General features: G+C 39.0%; 20 protein-coding genes. 16 read left to right on the forward strand and 4 right to left on the reverse strand.

What is annotated here, in order from left to right; translation table 11 throughout:
- Positions 1-121 precede the first annotated feature (121 nt).
- Positions 122-298, reverse strand: a complete 177-nt coding sequence (locus ACIQLB_RS06275) for a hypothetical protein (protein WP_400722481.1) — start codon at positions 296-298, stop codon at positions 122-124.
- Between the two features lie 109 nt (positions 299-407).
- On the opposite strand from ACIQLB_RS06275, the gene ACIQLB_RS06280 reads away from it, so the two are divergent.
- The 5 genes from ACIQLB_RS06280 to ACIQLB_RS06300 all read left to right on the forward strand — a co-directional run bounded on the left by ACIQLB_RS06280 (position 408) and on the right by ACIQLB_RS06300 (position 4,471).
- Positions 408-935 (forward strand): Spo0B domain-containing protein, encoded by a 528-nt coding sequence (locus ACIQLB_RS06280; RefSeq protein WP_400722483.1) that lies wholly within the window; start codon positions 408-410, stop codon positions 933-935.
- Positions 936-940: 5 nt separating this feature from the next.
- Positions 941-2,230 carry a GTPase ObgE gene (gene obgE, locus ACIQLB_RS06285; RefSeq protein ID WP_400722486.1) on the forward strand — a complete coding sequence of 430 codons (1,290 nt, stop codon included), beginning with the start codon at positions 941-943 and terminating at the stop codon, positions 2,228-2,230.
- A 23-nt stretch (positions 2,231-2,253) separates the two neighbouring features.
- A complete protein-coding gene (locus ACIQLB_RS06290) occupies positions 2,254-2,709 on the forward strand; it encodes an ACT domain-containing protein (protein ID WP_004226679.1) in 456 nt (151 codons plus the stop codon).
- A gap of 466 nt (positions 2,710-3,175) precedes the next feature.
- Complete coding sequence (gene pheA, locus ACIQLB_RS06295) at positions 3,176-4,051, forward strand: prephenate dehydratase (RefSeq protein ID WP_400722491.1); 876 nt, start codon at positions 3,176-3,178, stop codon at positions 4,049-4,051.
- 30 nt (positions 4,052-4,081) lie between these two features.
- Complete coding sequence (locus ACIQLB_RS06300; protein WP_400722494.1) at positions 4,082-4,471, forward strand: thiol-disulfide oxidoreductase DCC family protein; 390 nt, start codon at positions 4,082-4,084, stop codon at positions 4,469-4,471.
- A gap of 219 nt (positions 4,472-4,690) precedes the next feature.
- On the opposite strand, the gene ACIQLB_RS06305 is transcribed toward ACIQLB_RS06300, so the two are convergent.
- Positions 4,691-5,224: a transcription repressor NadR gene (locus ACIQLB_RS06305; protein WP_400722497.1), complete on the reverse strand. Its 534-nt coding sequence runs from the start codon at positions 5,222-5,224 to the stop codon at positions 4,691-4,693.
- A gap of 142 nt (positions 5,225-5,366) precedes the next feature.
- Here ACIQLB_RS06305 and ACIQLB_RS06310 point away from each other — a divergent pair, with 142 nt between their 5' ends.
- The 8 genes from ACIQLB_RS06310 to ACIQLB_RS06345 all read left to right on the forward strand — a co-directional run bounded on the left by ACIQLB_RS06310 (position 5,367) and on the right by ACIQLB_RS06345 (position 12,505).
- Positions 5,367-6,389 carry a LysM peptidoglycan-binding domain-containing protein gene (locus tag ACIQLB_RS06310; protein ID WP_400722500.1) on the forward strand — a complete coding sequence of 341 codons (1,023 nt, stop codon included), beginning with the start codon at positions 5,367-5,369 and terminating at the stop codon, positions 6,387-6,389.
- A gap of 70 nt (positions 6,390-6,459) precedes the next feature.
- Complete coding sequence (locus ACIQLB_RS06315; protein WP_400722502.1) at positions 6,460-7,257, forward strand: phosphotransferase; 798 nt, start codon at positions 6,460-6,462, stop codon at positions 7,255-7,257.
- Between the two features lie 113 nt (positions 7,258-7,370).
- A complete protein-coding gene (ruvA, locus tag ACIQLB_RS06320) occupies positions 7,371-7,991 on the forward strand; it encodes a Holliday junction branch migration protein RuvA (RefSeq protein ID WP_400722505.1) in 621 nt (206 codons plus the stop codon).
- An 18-nt stretch (positions 7,992-8,009) separates the two neighbouring features.
- Positions 8,010-9,014: a Holliday junction branch migration DNA helicase RuvB gene (gene ruvB / locus ACIQLB_RS06325; protein WP_400722508.1), complete on the forward strand. Its 1,005-nt coding sequence runs from the start codon at positions 8,010-8,012 to the stop codon at positions 9,012-9,014.
- 17 nt (positions 9,015-9,031) lie between these two features.
- Complete coding sequence (gene queA / locus ACIQLB_RS06330; protein ID WP_400722510.1) at positions 9,032-10,075, forward strand: tRNA preQ1(34) S-adenosylmethionine ribosyltransferase-isomerase QueA; 1,044 nt, start codon at positions 9,032-9,034, stop codon at positions 10,073-10,075.
- A gap of 54 nt (positions 10,076-10,129) precedes the next feature.
- Positions 10,130-11,275 (forward strand): tRNA guanosine(34) transglycosylase Tgt, encoded by a 1,146-nt coding sequence (tgt, locus tag ACIQLB_RS06335; RefSeq protein WP_400722513.1) that lies wholly within the window; start codon positions 10,130-10,132, stop codon positions 11,273-11,275.
- A gap of 175 nt (positions 11,276-11,450) precedes the next feature.
- A complete protein-coding gene (yajC, locus tag ACIQLB_RS06340; RefSeq protein ID WP_400722516.1) occupies positions 11,451-11,717 on the forward strand; it encodes a preprotein translocase subunit YajC in 267 nt (88 codons plus the stop codon).
- A 152-nt stretch (positions 11,718-11,869) separates the two neighbouring features.
- Positions 11,870-12,505, forward strand: coding sequence for a DUF421 domain-containing protein (locus ACIQLB_RS06345; protein ID WP_400722519.1), 636 nt, complete (start codon positions 11,870-11,872; stop codon positions 12,503-12,505).
- Here the strand turns inward: ACIQLB_RS06345 and ACIQLB_RS06350 are convergent.
- Positions 12,502-14,019: a putative polysaccharide biosynthesis protein gene (locus ACIQLB_RS06350; RefSeq protein ID WP_400722522.1), complete on the reverse strand. Its 1,518-nt coding sequence runs from the start codon at positions 14,017-14,019 to the stop codon at positions 12,502-12,504. The two genes, ACIQLB_RS06345 and ACIQLB_RS06350, sit on opposite strands and share 4 nt — an antisense overlap.
- Positions 14,020-14,112: 93 nt before the next feature.
- On the opposite strand from ACIQLB_RS06350, the gene ACIQLB_RS06355 reads away from it, so the two are divergent.
- From ACIQLB_RS06355 to ACIQLB_RS06365, 3 genes are all read left to right on the forward strand, one after another.
- Positions 14,113-14,421, forward strand: a complete 309-nt coding sequence (locus ACIQLB_RS06355) for a post-transcriptional regulator (RefSeq protein ID WP_400722525.1) — start codon at positions 14,113-14,115, stop codon at positions 14,419-14,421.
- Between the two features lie 349 nt (positions 14,422-14,770).
- Positions 14,771-17,038: a protein translocase subunit SecDF gene (gene secDF, locus ACIQLB_RS06360; RefSeq protein WP_400722528.1), complete on the forward strand. Its 2,268-nt coding sequence runs from the start codon at positions 14,771-14,773 to the stop codon at positions 17,036-17,038.
- Positions 17,039-17,184: 146 nt separating this feature from the next.
- On the forward strand, positions 17,185-17,361 hold the full coding sequence (locus tag ACIQLB_RS06365; protein WP_400722481.1) for a hypothetical protein: 177 nt from the start codon (positions 17,185-17,187) through the stop codon (positions 17,359-17,361).
- Positions 17,362-17,574: 213 nt separating this feature from the next.
- Here the strand turns inward: ACIQLB_RS06365 and ACIQLB_RS06370 are convergent, their stop codons facing one another.
- Positions 17,575-19,263, reverse strand: coding sequence for a methyl-accepting chemotaxis protein (locus ACIQLB_RS06370; RefSeq protein WP_400722531.1), 1,689 nt, complete (start codon positions 19,261-19,263; stop codon positions 17,575-17,577).
- Positions 19,264-19,329: the final 66 nt, after the last annotated feature.

Raw genomic sequence — 19,329 nt, forward strand, 5'->3', positions numbered from 1 at the left:
GCAGTCCTTTTTTTGGCTAAATTACAACTTCTTTCAGCGCATATCCAGACATCCGCTGAAAGAAGTTAAAGCCTCCGGCGGATGTCACGGAATCGGAAAGGAGTTCTTTGGGGATGTTAGCCTAAAACCATCGCATCCATGCGATAACGGCTAACTGACCTGCATCGGTAAAAACGCCACGTCCTGTGGCATTACCGAAATGACCAACGTCGTGTTGGCCCTCGGTAAAAACGCCACGTCCTGTGGCATTACCGAAATGACCGACATCGTGTCGGCCCTCGTGCAGGCCCAAGCACAAAGCCGATTCCGGACGCAATTATGCCGAGGCATAATTGATTGAAGAATTAAGGGAAAAATACAGCAAAACTTGTTATACTAGTAAGGATAACTTTATTGGAGTGAATGGGATGAACAATCAATCACTAACCATTAGTGAAGTATTACGTTTTGCAAATCATGATTATGTGAATCAGCTTCAGCTTATTCGCATGAATTTAGATTTAGGTAGAATTGATGAATCAAAAAAACTTATTAAAGAGTATTCAGAGCAATTACAAGTATTTTCTATCCTTAATCGTCTACAATTACCCCAAACAATAGAATGGCTGCAAACAGCAGGCTGGCGCTACCCTTCATTACCAATGAAGCTAAGCGGTGAGATAAAAAGGCCAGTCACAAATACTATTGATTTGGAAGTTGTAGATTACTTAAACAAAACAGTTATGCATGTTTATGATACATTAGATCCATTTACAGAGCAGAGCTTTGTGCTCGATGTACGTGTTGACGATCATACATTTGCCGTGACATTCACGTTAAATGGGCTATGGAGTGCTGATGCATTCACCGAAAAAGGTTTGAAACAATTCGACATTCAAACAGTGGAAGAGACAAATACGTCTTGGATATATGTATTGAGTGCAAGTAGGGAGTGAATTAAATGTTTGTCGATCACGTCAAGATTTATGTAAAAGGTGGCGACGGTGGGGATGGAATGGTAGCCTTCCGTCGTGAAAAATTTGTACCGAATGGTGGTCCCGCTGGTGGCGATGGCGGTCACGGTGGGAATGTTGTATTTCAAGTTGAAGAGGGTCTGCGTACGTTAATGGATTTCCGCTACAAACGCCACTTCAAGGCTGACCGTGGTGAGCATGGTATGAGTAAAGGAATGCATGGTAAACGTGCAGACGATTTAATCGTTAAAGTACCACCAGGCACAGTCGTAATGAACGAAGAAACAGGCGTTGTTATTGCGGATTTAGTCGAGCATGGTCAACAAGCGATTATCGCAAAAGCTGGTCGCGGTGGCCGCGGGAATTCCCGCTTTGCAACACCAGCCAATCCTGCTCCAGAACTTTCTGAAAAAGGTGAGCCAGGACAAGAATTAAATGTTATATTAGAGTTGAAAGTACTAGCAGATGTAGGATTAGTTGGCTTCCCAAGTGTAGGTAAATCAACATTATTATCTGTTGTTTCTGCGGCAAAGCCAAAAATAGGTGCTTATCATTTCACTACAATCGTACCGAACTTAGGAATGGTTGAAACAGATGATCATCGTAGCTTTGCAATGGCCGATTTACCAGGTTTAATCGAAGGTGCGCACGAAGGTGTTGGCCTAGGTCACCAATTCCTCCGTCATATTGAACGTACACGTGTTATCGTACATGTAATTGATATGTCGGGTATGGAAGGGCGCGATCCTTATGAAGATTACTTAACAATCAATGATGAGCTAAAACAATATAACCTTCGTTTAACAGAACGTCCACAAATTATTGTGGCAAATAAAATGGACATGCCAAATGCAGAGGAAAACTTAGAAATTTTCCGTGGAAAAGTGGGCGAAGATGCGAAAATCTTCCCAGTATCAGCGGTTTCTCGCCAAGGTTTAAAGCCAGTATTATTTGAAATTGCCGACTTACTGGAAGTGACTCCTGAATTCCCATTATTCGACGATCTAGATGAAGAATCAGATGCAACGGTACTTTACAAACACCAATCTGAAGCAGATTCAATCGAAATCTCTCGTGATCCTGATGGTACATTCATTCTTGGTGGATATGCGATTGAGCGTATCTTCAAAATGACAGACTTCAGCCGCGAGGACGGTGTACGTCGTTTTGCACGTCAATTACGTGGTATGGGCGTCGATGAAGCATTACGTGAACGTGGTGCACAAAATGGAGATATTGTACGCTTATTGGAATTCGAATTTGAATTTGTCGACTAAGAATAGGTTTTAGGGGGAAGCGTATGAAGAATGTTGCGAATCAGCGATATTATTTAGTTCGTGAAGATGTTTTAACGGATGCTATGCAAAAAACTTTGGAGGCGAAACACTTACTTTCAAGTGGTTCGGTATCTTCCATTTGGGATGCGGTAAAGCAGGTGGATTTATCGCGTAGTGCGTTTTACAAATATCGTGATGCTGTATTTCCTTTTCATTCAATTGTGCAGGAACGCATTTTAACAGTCTTTTTACAGCTTCAGGACCGTAAAGGAACACTTGCAAAGCTTTTAGAAACAGTGACAATTACGCATTGCAATGTACTGACTATCCATCAAACAATACCGATTCAAGGACGTGCTAATGTTACATTGTCATTAGATGTAACTAGTATGACATGCGACCTTGATGATTTAATACAGCAACTCAAACGTTTAGATTTTGTAGAGTCAGCGGAAGTAATTAGTTCTGGTGCATTGTAATGACTGAAAGCAAGCTTGAATTTTTGACAGAATGTAAATAAGCTCAAAAGGAGCAGTCCCATGTGATGAAATGATCGCTTCATGGGACAGCTCCTTATTCTATAACAAAAAAGAAAGACTATCACAAAAATTCTATAATACAATTTAAGAGGAAAGGCAATTGCCAGAGCAGATAGGAAAGCTTCACATTCTGCCTCAACCTAACATTTGATTTAGTAATATAAAGCGATTTTTAGGAATTAAAAATTCCGAATTTTTACATTAGTAAAATTTAAGAGGCTCATTATCAAAAGTCGAGGATAACATTTGTTAGGACGTATGTCATGTATATAAGTTGATTTCCGTTCCGACTGGACGCCCCCAGGAAAGCGCGCAGTCGGAACGGAAATCAACCCCACGCTATGGTGATTGAGCCATTTTAATATAAAATCAAAAGCTACAAGTTGTAGTGAAGGAGGTAAATGTAATGACAGAGCAACAATGGGAAAAACGAATTGGATATTTAGGACCGGAGGCATCATTTACATACTTAGCAACAAAGGCAACCTTTCCGAATGAGTGGCTTGTCCCTTGTACTACCATTCCAGAATGTATTGAGGCAGTAGCAAAGGGGAAGGTAGATTTAGCAGTTGTGCCACTGGAAAATGCTTTAGAAGGCTCTGTATCGTTAACGCTCGATTATTTATTCCATGAGGCGACCTTATATGTTACAGGTGAGCTTCAGTTAAAGATACAGCAACATTTAATGGTCAATAAAGCGCAGAAGGACAATTGGGAGGCGATTACAGGTGTTTATTCACATCCGCATGCACTAGCCCAATGTCATAAATACTTATTTTATCGTTTCAGCCATGTTCCTTTACATCAAACGACATCAACAGCAGCGGCGGCAAAATTTGTTTCCGAAAATCCAAATGAGTGCATTGCGGCAGTTGGAAATGCAGCGGCAGCAGATAAATATGGCTTAGAAATCGTTCAACCTAATATTCATGATTTCCATTTTAATCATACACGTTTCTTCGTATTATCTAAGCAAAATATACGATTACCGCAAGAATTATCAGATGGACAGGCGAAGACAACTTTCATGATTACATTGCCAACGGACCGTTCAGGGGCATTACATCAAGTATTATCAGTATTTGCATGGCGACAGTTGAACTTAAGTAAGATAGAATCAAGACCATTAAAAACGGGCTTAGGTGACTATTTCTTTATGATTGATGTATTGGCAGATGAAAAGGAGCCTATGATGCGTGGGGCTATGGAAGAACTAGCTGCGCTTGGTTGCAAGGTGAAGTCACTTGGTACATACTTTACTTATCTAACATCGGACGAGTAATCAATTTCGCCTTGGCTAGGAGGAATCATTATGGGTGGCATTATTTTGTTTGACGGAGTGTGCAATTTTTGTGATAGTAGTGTGCAATTTATTATCAAATATGATCAGGCAGCATATTTTCAATTTGCTGCTATTCAAAGTGATGCAGGGCAGGCATTACTTGCACAGTACGAGGTACCAGAAAATATAGATAGCGTCATGTTAATTGAGCATGGAAAGGTATATTTTGAATCCACAGCAGCACTTAAAATCTGTAGGAGATTAGATAGTGTTTGGCCTGTTTATTATATTTTCATTATGATTCCTCCATCTATACGAAATAAAATGTATCGATTATTTGCTAAAAATAGATATCGACTTTTCGGGCGAAAAGAAATGTGCTTATTGCCAACACCTTCACAACTAAAAAGATTTCTCTAACTCTAAAGCTATCCAATTTAAGTGGATAGCTTTTTTTTAGAGGGAACTGCAACAGTAATTCACAAGAATAACCAAATAAATAAAGAACAACGGAAATAAACTATAAAAATTTAATCATAATTTTATAGCAAATCATTTAAAAATGCCCTAAAAGTTTGCGTATGATTGTGACTTGAAAATATTTAAAAGGATTTTTAACTTCTTTCAGCAGAAGTTAAATTATTGATCTACAACTAAATAGTTCTTTTTTTGTAAAGTACGTTCAATTAAATCTAAAATTTCCACGGAAGGAGCAGAAATAACATGAAGATGTGTACCTCCTGTTAGTTCGGATAAATAACTTGCCTGAGTTTCATTGACGCGCTGAATAAATGTTTTTACCTCATGACGGTTAGAAACCATAATGGATGCGGTAATTTCTCCATAAATTGGGTGTTCAACAATAACATTTTTTACTGTACCACCGCAATCAACTATTGTTATAAGTTCATCTTCTGCATCCTCTGCAGCGTGGAAGCAAGGAATTGTACGTTCAACAGTTTGATGTAATTGTTCCTGATGCATATAAAGATATCCTTGGCTAGTTGCAATAATAGGTTCATTTCTAGCCTTTAATAATGTCATATCATTGACAATGACTTGTCTAGAAACATTAGCGAATTTAGCTAGGTCCGTCCCTGTTATAGGTGCTGTGCTATTTTTTAGTTGTGCTAGAAGTTGCAGTCGGCGTTCTTCGCCTAACATTTTTTTCATAAGAGATCACCTCTGCCTGTAATAAAGGAAGCAGTTTTCCTTAAAAACTAGTGTACCATGAAGCATTTCCAACATGCATGAAATTTTTGTATCCAAATGAAACATTGAACATATGATACGAAGAGAGGAAGGGAGGAAAAAATTGCGTATTCATATTGTCCAAAAGGGAGACACGTTGTGGAAGATTGCGAAAGAGTACGGAGTTTCTTTTGAAGATTTAAAGCGGCTGAATGCCCATCTTGCTAATCCAGATTATATTGTACCGGGCATGGAAATTATCCTACCTGAAAAAATAAACAAAGAACCACATAGAGAACAACATCGAGAATCAGATTGGGGAATGCATAGAGAAGGACATAGGGAATCACATAAAGAGGGGCATAAGGAACACATGCACAAAGAACATATGCACAAGGAGTCACCTACAAGGCACGTTAAAGAAAAAGAGGTTCAAAGACCAATGCCACCACCAATTATTGTACCACCACCACCAATGCCAGAACCACAGATGATTCCAATTCCTTATCCGATGCCAATGCCGATGCCTCAGCCAGCGCCTGTTGAGCTTAGCTGGAATCAAAACGTTGTCATGCCAAGTGTAGAACAAACTGTATCGCCAATTCAAATTCAACCACAACCACAGCCTGTAGCCCAACCGGCGCCAGCACCAATGCCAATGCCGCAACCGATTTTTATCATGCCACAAATGCCAGCACCACAAATGCCAGTACCACATTGTGCAAGCTGCCATCAACCAGTGCATCATCATATGTGGTGGCCAATGCCGATGCAGATGCCGATGCAGATGGAGCCACAAGTTGAGGCATATACTATGCCGGAGCAACCAACATCATGTGAAATGCCATGCGAAAAAGTTGCTGGGGCGGAGGAGTTCTTAGAATCTAGTACATCTCCATTCTTCCCTATGAAGCCTGAATTTCAGCCGATGCCGGAAATGATGCCGGAAATGGAACAGCCATGTGGTTGTCATGCACAACCAGTCATGATGCCGACTTGGCAAATGGACCCATGTTTCTGTCCACCGCCATGTCCACCACCATGCCCAATGCCATGTCCATCACATTGCCATATGCCACATTCTTCGGTAGGACCATGGATGTCACCGCACTTTTCCCCAGGCGGGATGACGCCTTATCGATGGTAAAAAAGCGTATATCATTGAAGAAGTAAAGTCGAATATTTGGAAGTATAAATATCAATCCAATAATTATTTTGTGAAACGAGCAAAGCAGATAGAAATAGCTGAAAAGGTGAGGGTTATTCATCGACAGCTTGGACATCTGGAACCCTCGCTGATCTTACCTTTAATGAAAAGTGATGATGAGTATTTAATCGTGCAAGATTGGCAAGAAGGAAGTCATAGTGCTAATTTTGCACATAAAAAGGATCGGAAAGAATCTCTCAACTTATTAAATACGTTACATGATACACATAAAAAAATTGCTTGGCAGCGGGTGCCAGGCTTGCACACCTATTCACAGCTTTTAAAATGGCAAATGCGTCATATGCGTTTTAAAAGCAGACGGAATGAATTTCGTTCATTTTTAACAAAAGAAGAAATCGATCAAATTGTACATTATAGTGAGAAATCGTTACAGCTAATCGCTCAGGAAGATGTACCTGAAAAAGAAATAACGCTTTTACATGGAGATGTCGTACATCATAATTTTTTATGGTGCTCAGATGGGAAATTACGTTTAATTGATTTTGATCTGGCTCACCTTGGAGAAGCGGATGATGAATATATTTTATGGTTACATCGTGTATTGCCAGCTGTAGATTATGACCTTGGTAAAATATTTGCAGAGCTACCAGAGATGAAACGATTAGATAAAAGAAAGCTACATCGTTTAAAATATCCGAATGAGCTATTACGTGAATGGCTTTTTGCAGTAGATTTACCATTAGATCAACAGCTTGTATTTTTAGATTATTTAGTGCCATTTACAAAACGAGCTCTCACATATTGGCCGAAACTGTGGTACGATATTGATAAAATGATAAAAAAATGACCGTCTTTCGGCGGTCATTTTTGTATGTGAACGGCTACTGTGTTATTTCTTATAGTCGAGCATTCGTTCGCAATATGCTATAATCGAAGACGATGATTGTGAGGGATTATAGAATGTATGATTATTTAAAAGGACAAATAAAGCGTATAACTCCTGAGTATATCGTTCTTGAACAACAAGGGATGGGCTGGCAGCTGAATACACCTAATCCATTTGCGTTCAGGACATCTGCACTTGAACAGCAAATATTTGTACACTTGCATGTACGTGAGGATGCACAAGTGTTATATGGCTTTCCAAATTTAGACCAACGAGAACTGTTTCGTAAACTTATTTTAGTGTCAGGGATTGGACCGAAGGGTGCGCTTGCTATTTTAGCTACTGGGAATCCGCAACAGGTTATCAGTGCTATTGAACGAGAGGATGAATCGTTTTTAGTAAAGTTTCCTGGCGTGGGTAAGAAAACGGCACGTCAAATGATTCTAGATTTAAAAGGTAAACTTGGCGGATTGTTAGAGACTATTGAGCTACCAAGTACAGAAGATGAGCTACCGTTATTTGGTGTGAATCCATATAAACATGAGCTTGAAGAAGCTATTCTTGCCTTAATGGCACTTGGTTATTCTGAAAAAGAACTAGAAAAAATACGTCCACAGCTCGAAGATAACGACAAGCTTGAAACAACAGATGCATTTATGAAACAAGCTTTACAATTGCTATTAAAGTTAAAATAGTGAAAGGGGGGGAAGTACATGTCTGAACGTATGATGGCTAGTGAGGCAGGTAACTATGATGAACAGTTTGAATTATCTTTACGACCACAAAGGTTAGCACAATACATTGGTCAACATAAGGTAAAGGAAAATTTACAAATTTTCATTGAAGCGGCAAAGCTTCGTCAGGAAAGTTTAGATCATGTGCTGTTATATGGACCGCCTGGACTTGGTAAAACTACCTTAGCTGCTGTCATTGCTAATGAAATGAATGTCAATGTGCGCATGACTAGTGGCCCTGCGATCGAACGTCCTGGAGATTTAGCAGCTATTTTAAGCTCACTGGAGCCAGGGGATGTGCTATTTATCGATGAAATACATCGCCTACCTCGTGCAATAGAAGAGGTTCTTTATCCTGCTATGGAGGATTTTTGTTTAGATATTGTCGTTGGTAAAGGCCCTGAAGCGCGTTCTGTACGACTTGATTTACCGCCATTTACACTCGTTGGTGCAACAACAAGGGCAGGCGCATTATCTGCACCATTAAGGGATCGCTTTGGCGTATTATTAAGATTGGAGTATTATGATCATACTTCACTTGCAGAAATTGTCGTACGTAGTGCGCATTTATTTAATGTTGATATTGAGCAAGTAGCAGCTCTTGAAATGGCGACACGCTCGCGTGGTACACCCCGTATCGCTAACCGTTTGCTTAAACGAGTGCGAGATTATGCACAGGTGCTTGGAGATGGTATGATAACGGAGGGACTTGCTAAGCAAGGGCTTGAGCTATTACAAGTCGATCCTAGAGGGCTTGACCATATTGACCATAAACTTGTGACCAATATGATTGAGCGCTTCCGTGGTGGCCCTGTAGGCTTAGATACGTTGGCAGCATCTATTGGCGAGGAACGCGTAACGATAGAGGATGTGTACGAGCCATATTTGATGCAAATTGGCTTTATACAACGGACGCCACGCGGACGTGTGGCAACACATTTAGCCTACGAACATTTTGGATATGAATATCCCCAACAAACCTAGAAGAAGGAAGTATTTTCATGCGTGTAGAAGATTTTGATTTTGAATTGCCAGAAGAGCTTATTGCACAAACACCACTTTTGGACCGTACAGCTAGTCGTTTAATGGTAGTGACGCCAGGCTCGCAAAATGTTGAGCATCATCATTTTGCTCATATTTTAGATGAGCTACAAGCTGGAGACTGCCTTGTGTTAAATGATACAAGGGTCTTACCAGCGCGTTTAATGGGCGTTAAAGAGGAAACTGGTGCTCATATAGAGGTACTGCTATTAAAGCAAATGGCAGGTACGGATGAATGGGAAACACTTGTTAAACCAGCTAAACGTGTAAAAGTCGGCACAGTTGTAACATTTGGAGATGGCTTACTGACAGCTACTTGTACAGGAGAGCTTGATCATGGTGGACGTACATTTGAGTTTAAATATAATGGGATTTTTTATGAAATTTTAGAGCGACTTGGTGAGATGCCACTACCTCCATATATCCGTGAAAAATTAGAGGACAAGGATCGTTACCAAACCGTTTATGCAAAAGAGCGTGGCTCAGCTGCAGCACCAACTGCAGGCCTGCATTTTACAGAAGAATTACTAGAGCAAGTAAAAGCAAAAGGGGTCGAAGTTGTATTTATCACGTTACATGTGGGACTTGGAACTTTCCGTCCTGTAAGTGTAGATTCAATTGAAAATCACGCAATGCATTCCGAATTTTATAGTGTAACGGAAGAAGCCGCATCTATCATAAACCGAGTAAAGAGTAACGGTGGAAAAGTGATTGCAGTTGGTACAACCTCTACACGTACATTAGAAACTATCGGCTCTAAATATGAAGGTGAAGTGCGAGCAGAACAAGGTTGGACGTCTATTTTCATTTATCCGGGATATGAATTTATGGTTGTGGATGGTTTAATCACAAACTTCCATTTACCAAAATCGACCCTTGTAATGCTTGTTAGTACACTTGCGACAAGAGATACAATTTTAAGTGCTTATCAACAAGCTGTAGAAGAAAAATATCGCTTCTTTAGCTTTGGTGATGCTATGTTTATTCGTCCAAAAGGAGAATAAAGAAAAAATCGGAGTACTGTTTTTACTTTAGATAAGAGAGGAATTTTTTATAATATGACACAACCAGCAATTCGTTATGAGTTACTTCATACTTGTAAGCAAACAGGAGCACGCCTTGGCATCGTGCATACGCCGCATGGCTCTTTTGAAACGCCAGCATTTATGCCTGTTGGTACACAAGCAACTGTTAAAACAATGTCACCTGAGGAATTAAAAGAAATGAATGCAGGTATTATTCTGTCAAATACGTATCATTTATGGCTCCGACCAGGTAATGATATTGTGAAGGAAGCAGGGGGCTTGCATAAATTTATGAACTGGGATCGCCCGATTTTAACAGACTCAGGTGGTTTCCAAGTGTTTTCACTCAGTCAATTCCGTAAAATCGAAGAAGAAGGGGTTCATTTCCGCAATCATTTGAATGGGGACAAATTGTTTTTAAGTCCAGAAAAGGCGATGGAAATTCAAAATGATTTAGGCTCGGATATTATGATGGCTTTTGATGAATGTCCACCTTACCCTGCGACATATGACTATATGCTGCAATCAGTAGACCGTACAACACGTTGGGCTAAACGTTGTAAAGAGGCACATAATCGTCCAGAAGATCAAGGTTTATTTGGTATTATTCAAGGGGGAGAATACGAGGATTTACGCCGTCGTTCTGCAGAAGCATTAGTAGAGCTAGATTTCCCAGGTTATGCAATAGGAGGGCTATCTGTTGGTGAGCCTAAGGACGTTATGAACCGAGTATTAGAGTTTACAACACCATTAATGCCAACTAATAAACCACGTTATTTAATGGGTGTCGGGTCACCTGACTCATTAATCGATGGTGCTATTCGTGGTATTGATATGTTTGACTGTGTATTACCAACACGTATTGCCCGTAACGGCACATTAATGACATCTGAAGGTCGTTTAGTTGTTAAAAATGCAAAATATGCACGTGATTTCGGTCCAATTGATCCGAACTGTGATTGTTATACATGTAAAAACTATTCACGCGCCTATATCCGCCATCTAATTCGTACGGAAGAAACATTTGGCATCCGTTTAACGACTTACCATAACTTACACTTCTTATTGAAACTAATGGAGCAAGTGCGTGAGGCAATCCGTGAAGATCGTCTTGGTGATTTCCGAGAAGAATTTTTCGAGAAATACGGCTTTAATGGACCAAATGCGAAGAACTTCTAATTTTTAGTAAAAAGATCATGTGAATTTATGTGATTTATGAATATTTCTAGCAAATTATTGTCTATCATAGAAGAAATATTAGTAATATAGAAAAATTTTGGGCTTGTCCATCGCTTTTTTAGGGTGGAATAGTCTATACTAAAAAAGTGAGAATTGAAAGGGGGCAAGAAGAATTATGAATACATCATCATTACTACAATTTGCACCAATATTATTAATGTTCGTTGCAATGTGGTTTATTTTAATCCGCCCTGCTAAAAAGAGACAGCAGGAAACACAAAGTATGCAGAGTAATTTGCAACGTGGAGATAAAGTTATTACAATCGGTGGCTTACATGGTGAGGTTGACTCAATTGAGGACACAACTGTGACATTAAAAATCGCAGACAATATGCGCGTGAAATTTGATCGTCAGGCAATCGGACGTATTGTTAATAACTAGTATTTGGTCTTAAAGGCGTTGTCCAACATTAGTGGACAACGCCTTACACCATATAAATAGCTTTGTCAAAATGCAGGAATTCATTTTTGACAAGGCTTTTTTTTGTATAAAAAGTAACGTACACGGTCACCTTATTATATGGGGGTGACTGCATGGAAGAATATTTAACGATTATTTTTAGAACATGCTTTTTATATGTGTTTATCCTAATAATTTTTCGTTTAATGGGTAAACGTGAGGTCGGCGAATTATCTGTAATAGATTTAGTTGTATCCATTTTAATGGCTGAGGTTGCTGCGTTTGCACTGGATGATTTCGAAAGTCCTTTATTTAATGTAATTTTACCAATCATCATATTGTTTTTCATTCAAATAATAACTGCATATCTTTCACTCAAAAATAAAAAATTTCGTGACCTAGTTGATGGCGATCCAGTATTACTTATAAGAGATGGGGTCATTTTAGAAAGTGAAATGCGCAAGCAACGCTATAATTTAGATGATTTGTGTCAACAATTACGCGAAAACGGTAATGCTTCCGTTACAGATATTGCTTATGCCTATCTAGAGCCCTCTGGCAATTTGTCCGTATACGAAAAAGATGAAAAGGCATTTGTTTACCCACTGATTATCGACGGTGATATTCAGGATAGGCATTTAAAGGTCTTGCATAAAGATACTGATTGGTTAATGGCAGAGCTTGCTAAAAATAATATTACGGATAGTAACACGGTATTTTTTTGTGTTTGGGAGGAAGATCACCTTCATATCCAGCTGAAAGAATCTTAAACTTTCTTGGCCAGTTTACGAAGGTAGCGCAAATCAGTTATGCGCAACTGATTGGAAAATAGTAAGAAAGTAAATAGTAAAAACAAGGTTACACAACTACTTAAAATAAAAGGCAGTGGCATCATTTGCATCAAGAAATACTGAGTAACACAAACAGCAATAAAGCAGCTATATGGAACAACGAACATTCTAAATCCAGCACGCAAATTTTTGCGCTGTCTTACTGTTGCAATATGCAAAAATGAAGTTAATAAAACGCCAAAGCCAATTGCTACAACGGCACCTTTTTCCTGTATACCAGGCTGAGAAGCCAGCACGAACATGACAAAGAGTTTACCAAGACCACCGAAAATGGAGTTCATCATTGCTGCGCGAGCCTCGCCGATTGCTTGTAATATTGAGTGCAAAGGACTTTGTATATAATAAAAATAAAAAATAGGCGCTAATATTTTCACATAACCACGATTTTCTTGTAAGTGAAAGAGCTTCACAGCTAAGTCGTCTCCATGAACGAAAAAGTACGTAGCAGCAACACAGCCCACTAATGATGAAAGTCGCAATGATACAGAAATGCGTTCCTGTAGGAGCGGAATATGCTGGCGTGCAACGGCATCACTAACAGCCGGTATAAGAACGATCGAAAGTGCTGCAGACACAAATGCCGGGAATAATAATAGGGGGACTAGTACACCCGAAATTACCCCATATAAAATTGTTGCTGCGGAGGCTGTCAATCCTGCCATTGTTAAAGCCTTTAAAAAAATGATAGGCTCTAAAAACCAAGTAAAAGATCCAAACAGCTTGCTTCCTGCAGAAGGAAGGGCAATCCGTAACATCGGAGAGGCAGGATAAGCCTCGATTTTGTTTTTTTGTGTCAATAATTTTTTCTTTGAAACAATATAATGCATCCACAAATACAAGAAAGCAACGACTTCAGCTAGAAGCGTAATACCCATAGCAGAGGCTGCAGTAACGGCAGCATTATCATAGGCAGCCACAAAAGGTAGCGTAAATGTGATGAAGCTAATGCGGATAATTTGTTCAATCATTTGAGACCAAGCTGTTGGTGTAATTTTCGCAATACCCTGTAAATAAGCGCGCAATAATCCAGAACCAACTGACACTGGTACAGCAAAGAGTGCAATCCAAAGCGTAAATGTTGTTTGTTCATTATGTAAAAGCGTAGTCGAAATATATGGTATTGTAAGTGCAACAATCGGCATAAAGATGATCATGCCAATAAATGACCAAAGAATAGCCGTACGCATAACACCATAGATGCCTTCGCGTTTGTTTTTTGCTAGTAACTCTGCTACAATTTTTGCCACAGCGATAGGTAGTCCAAGTTGAATGAGTGAGATGAAGAAAATAAACGCCGGATAGACGGTCATATAAATGCCGACTGCCTCTTCACCAGCGATACGCATAAATTGCATTCTATAAAAGAAGCCAAAGAGTTTAGATAAAAAAATCACAAACATTAAAAATAGTGTACCCCGTACAAAAGAACTCATGCCATCCGTCCCTTCTCAAGCCACAAAAATTCATTTACACTATTTGTATGCAAACATGTCTTACGATACAACTTTGATTGGAGAGGATTCAAAATGAGTATGCAGTATGAGCAACTATTTGAAAAAATTCGTCCTGCAATCGATAGTAAGATAGAAGAGTTTAAACATTATCAATACGATGCGATTACAGCAGAAGAACTATGGCGCTATTGTGTAGAGAAAAAATGGCGAAAAAAAAATATTGATCAAATACGTTTACACGAAGTTATCGCAACTATTTTTGCAGTATCACCATCCGATATCGTATCATTTAATCAAGTAGAATTTTTACAAAATAATGATTGGTTTACAGAATTGAATACGGAAGAGTTAAAAATGCTACTTGGTCCGGTTAAAACTTAAGAAGAATGTGTGAAATTTGTCAAATAATAAAAGAATACTAAAAGTGTTGAATTGACACCAAGCGCAACGTGTTTCATAATGAGTGTGTTGCGCTTTTTTTATTTGTATAAGTATATTTATTCAAAAACCTCCTAATCATTCTTTTCTAAATTTGGAGGAATACACCTATTTCAAATACAGGGATAAATTTGCGCGTTATGAACGATTGAAATAAGTAGAGCAACCTTTTTGAAGCACAGGCAACATTATTCTACAAGAAAAGGAGGAATAAACGTTTCAAAAGGACTTGCTATTATACTTGTTTGTAGTGTAAGGACTTGCCTTACACCATTTCGAGGAGGATTTATAAATGAAACTAAAAAGTCGTATAGTTGCATTCGTACTATTAATGGTTATTTTTACAGCAACCATCGGTACGACTGTAGGCGGCGTCTTAAAGGACATTAAGCTAGGCCTTGACTTACAGGGCGGGTTTGAGGTTCTTTATGAGGTGAAAGAATTACACAAGGGAGACAAAATTACACCGGATGTTTTGACGGCAACAGCAACAGCTCTTGGTGAACGTGTAAATGCTATCGGGGTAAGTGAACCGAGCATTCAGGTTGAGGACAAAAACCGCATTCGTGTGCAATTAGCGGGTGTCGAAGACCAAGAATCAGCACGTAAATTATTGTCTACTTCTGCAAATTTAACATTCCGTGATGTCGAGGACAATTTATTGCTGGATGGTAATGACTTGAAGCCAGGTGGCGCTAAAGGTTCCTTTGACCAGCAAAATCGTCCAATTGTTTCACTAACATTAAAAGATGCGAAAAAATTTGCTGATATAACTAGTAAAATTGCCGCTAAACCAGCAGGTCAAAATTTACTCGTTGTATGGTTAGACTTTGAAGATGGTGTTGATTCATATAAAGCTGAATCACAAAAAGCGAAGCCTCGCTATGCATCTGCAGCAACAGTTAATCAAACATTAAATACAACAGATGTAATGATTAGCGGGAATTTCACAGTTGAAGAAACAAAAAATCTAGCGGGTATTTTAGATGCTGGGGCACTTCCTGTAAAGCTTAATGAAATTTATTCTACTTCAGTTGGTGCACAATTTGGTGACCAAGCACTGAAAAGTACAATTTTCGCAGGTGTTGTGGGCGTAGTATTAATATTCTTATTTATGCTATTCTACTATCGTTTACCTGGTTTGATTTCCATCATTACACTGGCTATTTTCACTTTCCTAGTACTAGTAGTATTCGACTGGATTAATGCAGTATTAACACTTCCAGGTATCGCAGCTATCGTGCTCGGTATAGGGATGGCCGTTGATGCGAATATTTTAGCAGCCGAGCGTATTCGTGAAGAGCTACGAGTAGGTTATACGGTTAAACAAGCATTCCAGATTGGCTCGAAGCAGTCTTTATCAGCAATTGTCGATGCACAGCTAACTACATTATTAGCAGCTGCTGTATTATTCTACTGGGGGACAAGCTCTGTTAAAGGATTTGCAACGACATTAATTATTAGTATTTTACTAAGCTTCTTAACAGCTGTTTGGGGTTCTCGTGTACTGTTAGGTTTACTTGTCAACAGTGGCTATATCAACAATCCAGCGTGGTTTGGTATTGCTAAATCTAAACAGCATAGCTTAGATGAAAATATCGGTACATTAGATTTATCAACGAAATTTGATCGTTTTGACTTTGTACACAACCGTAAGAAATTCTATACATTCTCATTAGCTATTCTAGTAGCTGGTTTAGTGGTTCTTGGTATTTTCCGTCTAAACCTCGGTATTGATTTCTCTAGTGGTACTCGTGTGCAAATTGAAGCGGATCAAACTTTAACTAAAGAAGAAGTAGCTAAATATGTAGATAGTATCGACTTCCCATCTGAAGATATCGTTATGACAGGTGAAAAGAGTAACTCTGCGGTTATCCGTTATAAACATGACCTATCGCAAGCAGAAATTTTAAAATTTAAAAAAGAAGCAGGCAAAAAATATGGTCATGAACCTGGTGTAAGTACAGTGTCACCAACTGTCGGTAAAGAGCTTGTAAAAAATGCTATTAAAGCATTATCTCTTGCGGCTATCGGTATCATTATCTATGTAGCGGTTCGTTTCGAGTGGCGCATGGGTGTTGGGGCAGTTGTCTCGTTACTACATGACATATTCTTAATTGTTGCTGTATTTAGTTTTATGCGCTTAGAAGTCGATATTACGTTTATAGCAGCTGTACTGACGATTGTCGGTTATTCTATTAATGATACAATCGTTACGTTTGACCGAATGCGAGAAAACTTAAATCGATATGATACGATTAAAGACCGTGAAGTGTTAGCGGATATCGTTAACAAATCACTACGTCAAACGATGGGTCGATCTGTTAACACAGTGTTAACGGTTATTATCGTTACAGTGGCACTTCTTATTTTAGGAGCACCGTCGATTCAAAACTTCTCAATCGCGTTATTAATTGGTTTAATCACAGGTATGTATTCTTCAATTTGTATTGCTGCACAAATCTGGTATTCACTTAAAATTCGTGAAATGAAAAAATCAGATGGTCAAATACACAAAAAAGAGAAAAAACAATGGGGTACTGACGAGCCTACTGTTTAACATAAGCTTTAAAACAGGGAAAGGAAACATTTCTTTCCCTGTTTTTTTATGAAAAAAAGAATCTGCTTGCTTTCTTTGGAAAGCAGCAGATTCTTTTTGTTGGTTTAATCAATTATGCCTCGGCATAATTGCGTCCGGAATCGGCTTTGTGCTTAGGCCTGCACGAGGGCCGACACGATGTCGGTCATTTCGGTAATGCCACAGGACGTGGCGTTTTTACCGAGGGCCAACACGACGTTGGTCATTTCGGTAATGCCACAGGACGTGGCGTTTTTACCGATGCAGGTCAGTTAGCCGTTATCGCATGGATGCGATGGTTTTAGGCTAACATCCCCAAAGAACTCCTTTCCGATTCCGCGACATCCGCCGGAGGCTTTGGGCCAACATGATGTTGGTCACTCAGTCGTTGCCACAGGACGTGGCGTTCTTAGACTGAGTTCCTCTATTCCAGCGGATGTATGGGCACCCGCTGAAAAGTAACTTAAGTCCGTATTTATCTCACTAACTATAGCGGTGGGAGACATTGCTGAAAGAAGTTAAAGTTTAAATTGCAGTAGTAATGATTGGAGTTGCTGTGCGTTGTCGCTTAATTCCTCAGCTACCTCATTCACCTGCTGCATTGTTGCAGCTTGCTCTTCTACTGCTTCAGCAATGATTTGTGAGTTGCTTGCTGAAACGCTCGCACCATTTGCAATTTCTGTTACAGAGGCAGCGACTTCTTCAGCACTTGCTGAAATTTGTTCAGAAGTGGCTGAGATATCTTCAATTTGGTCAGTAAATGCTTGCACAGACTCTGTAATGGAATCAAATGCATCACCGGCCTCATGAATTTTTGCTACACCGTCCTGGACAGATGCTAATCCTTCATGCACAGCAGCTGCTACATTTCTTGTATCCGTTTGAATTTCATTTGTGATGGCAACAATTTGGCCAGCAGATTGATTAGATTCTTCAGCAAGCTTTCGTACTTCATCTGCTACAACCGCGAAGCCTTTACCATGCTCACCAGCTCGTGCTGCTTCGATGGCAGCATTGAGTGCCAGTAAATTTGTTTGTTCAGTAATAGCCGTAATTACTTTTGTAATTTGCCCGATTTCTTCAGATTGCTTACTTAGCTTTTGTGTTAAATCGGCAATTCGTGTAGTTGATTCAGAAATTGTATCCATCTGCTTTTTGGCAGTTGAAATAGTTTTCCCCCCGGTTTTGGCAAGCTGAGTCATATTTATAGCATTGTGATGCAAATTTTGAGTAGCCTCAGCAATTCGTTGTACACCAGCAGCTGTCTCGTCCATAGCTAGAGCACTTTGTTGAGAAGCGCTAGCAGATGAAGATAAATGGTTTGACGTGTCTTGTACTCGATGTGAAATGTCGTTTGATGTTGTTGTCACTTCTACAGTGCTTGCGGAAAGTTCTTCAGAAGCAGCAGATAATTGTGTAGCATTATCCTGAACATTTTTAAGCAATACAGATAAATTCTGTTTTAATGCATTCACTGCTGTGGCAAGTGTACCAATCTCATCTTTTGAGTTATGTTCAAGCTGAGCAATTGTTAAGTCACCGTGTGCTAATGTATCGGCTGCGTCAATTACTTTACGAAGCGGTTGAATGATGTAGTGTTTTACAAAATATATAAAATATAAACCAACAAGTACACTTAAAACAAGTAAGACAATAGAAATAATAATAGCTCGTGCGACTGTTTGGACAACACTGTTTTTAACCTTTTGCAGCTGTTCATCATGATAATTTAATAAATCATTTGTCAGTGTATAAATTTCTTTGTTGCTTTTTGTAACTTCTCCATTTATGTATGATAAAGCTAAATCTGTTTTTCCACTATTAAATGCTTGCACTGCTTGATTAGAACTTGTAAGTAAATCTTGTTGTAATTGGTTTACTTGCTTCATAATATTTTTTGTGTAATCGGAACGAACGATGCCTGAAAGCTCTTGAATCGTTTCTGGTAATTGTTTTTCATAACGCTCTAAATTTGATTTTGTCGTCTCATCCTTACTATTTAGAATATAGGAACGTAAAAAGAGCCCTTGTGAAGCAAGCTCTTGCTGTATTTTCTCTGTTAATTGCATTTGCACGATTCTGTGATCAAGTACCTCTACTATATCTCCTTCAACCGACTTAAATTGAAAAAATGCAATAATACTTGATATTAAAAGTAAACAAGTGAGTGAAATAAAGCCTATATTTAGTTTTTTTCGAACGGACATATTCGTTCCTGCTTTCTTTAATGTATTAGAGAATAAATGTTCTGAATTTACTATAACTTGATATTT

Source organism: Lysinibacillus sp. NPDC092081, from assembly GCF_044755845.1.
Lineage (GTDB): Bacteria > Bacillota > Bacilli > Bacillales_A > Planococcaceae > Lysinibacillus.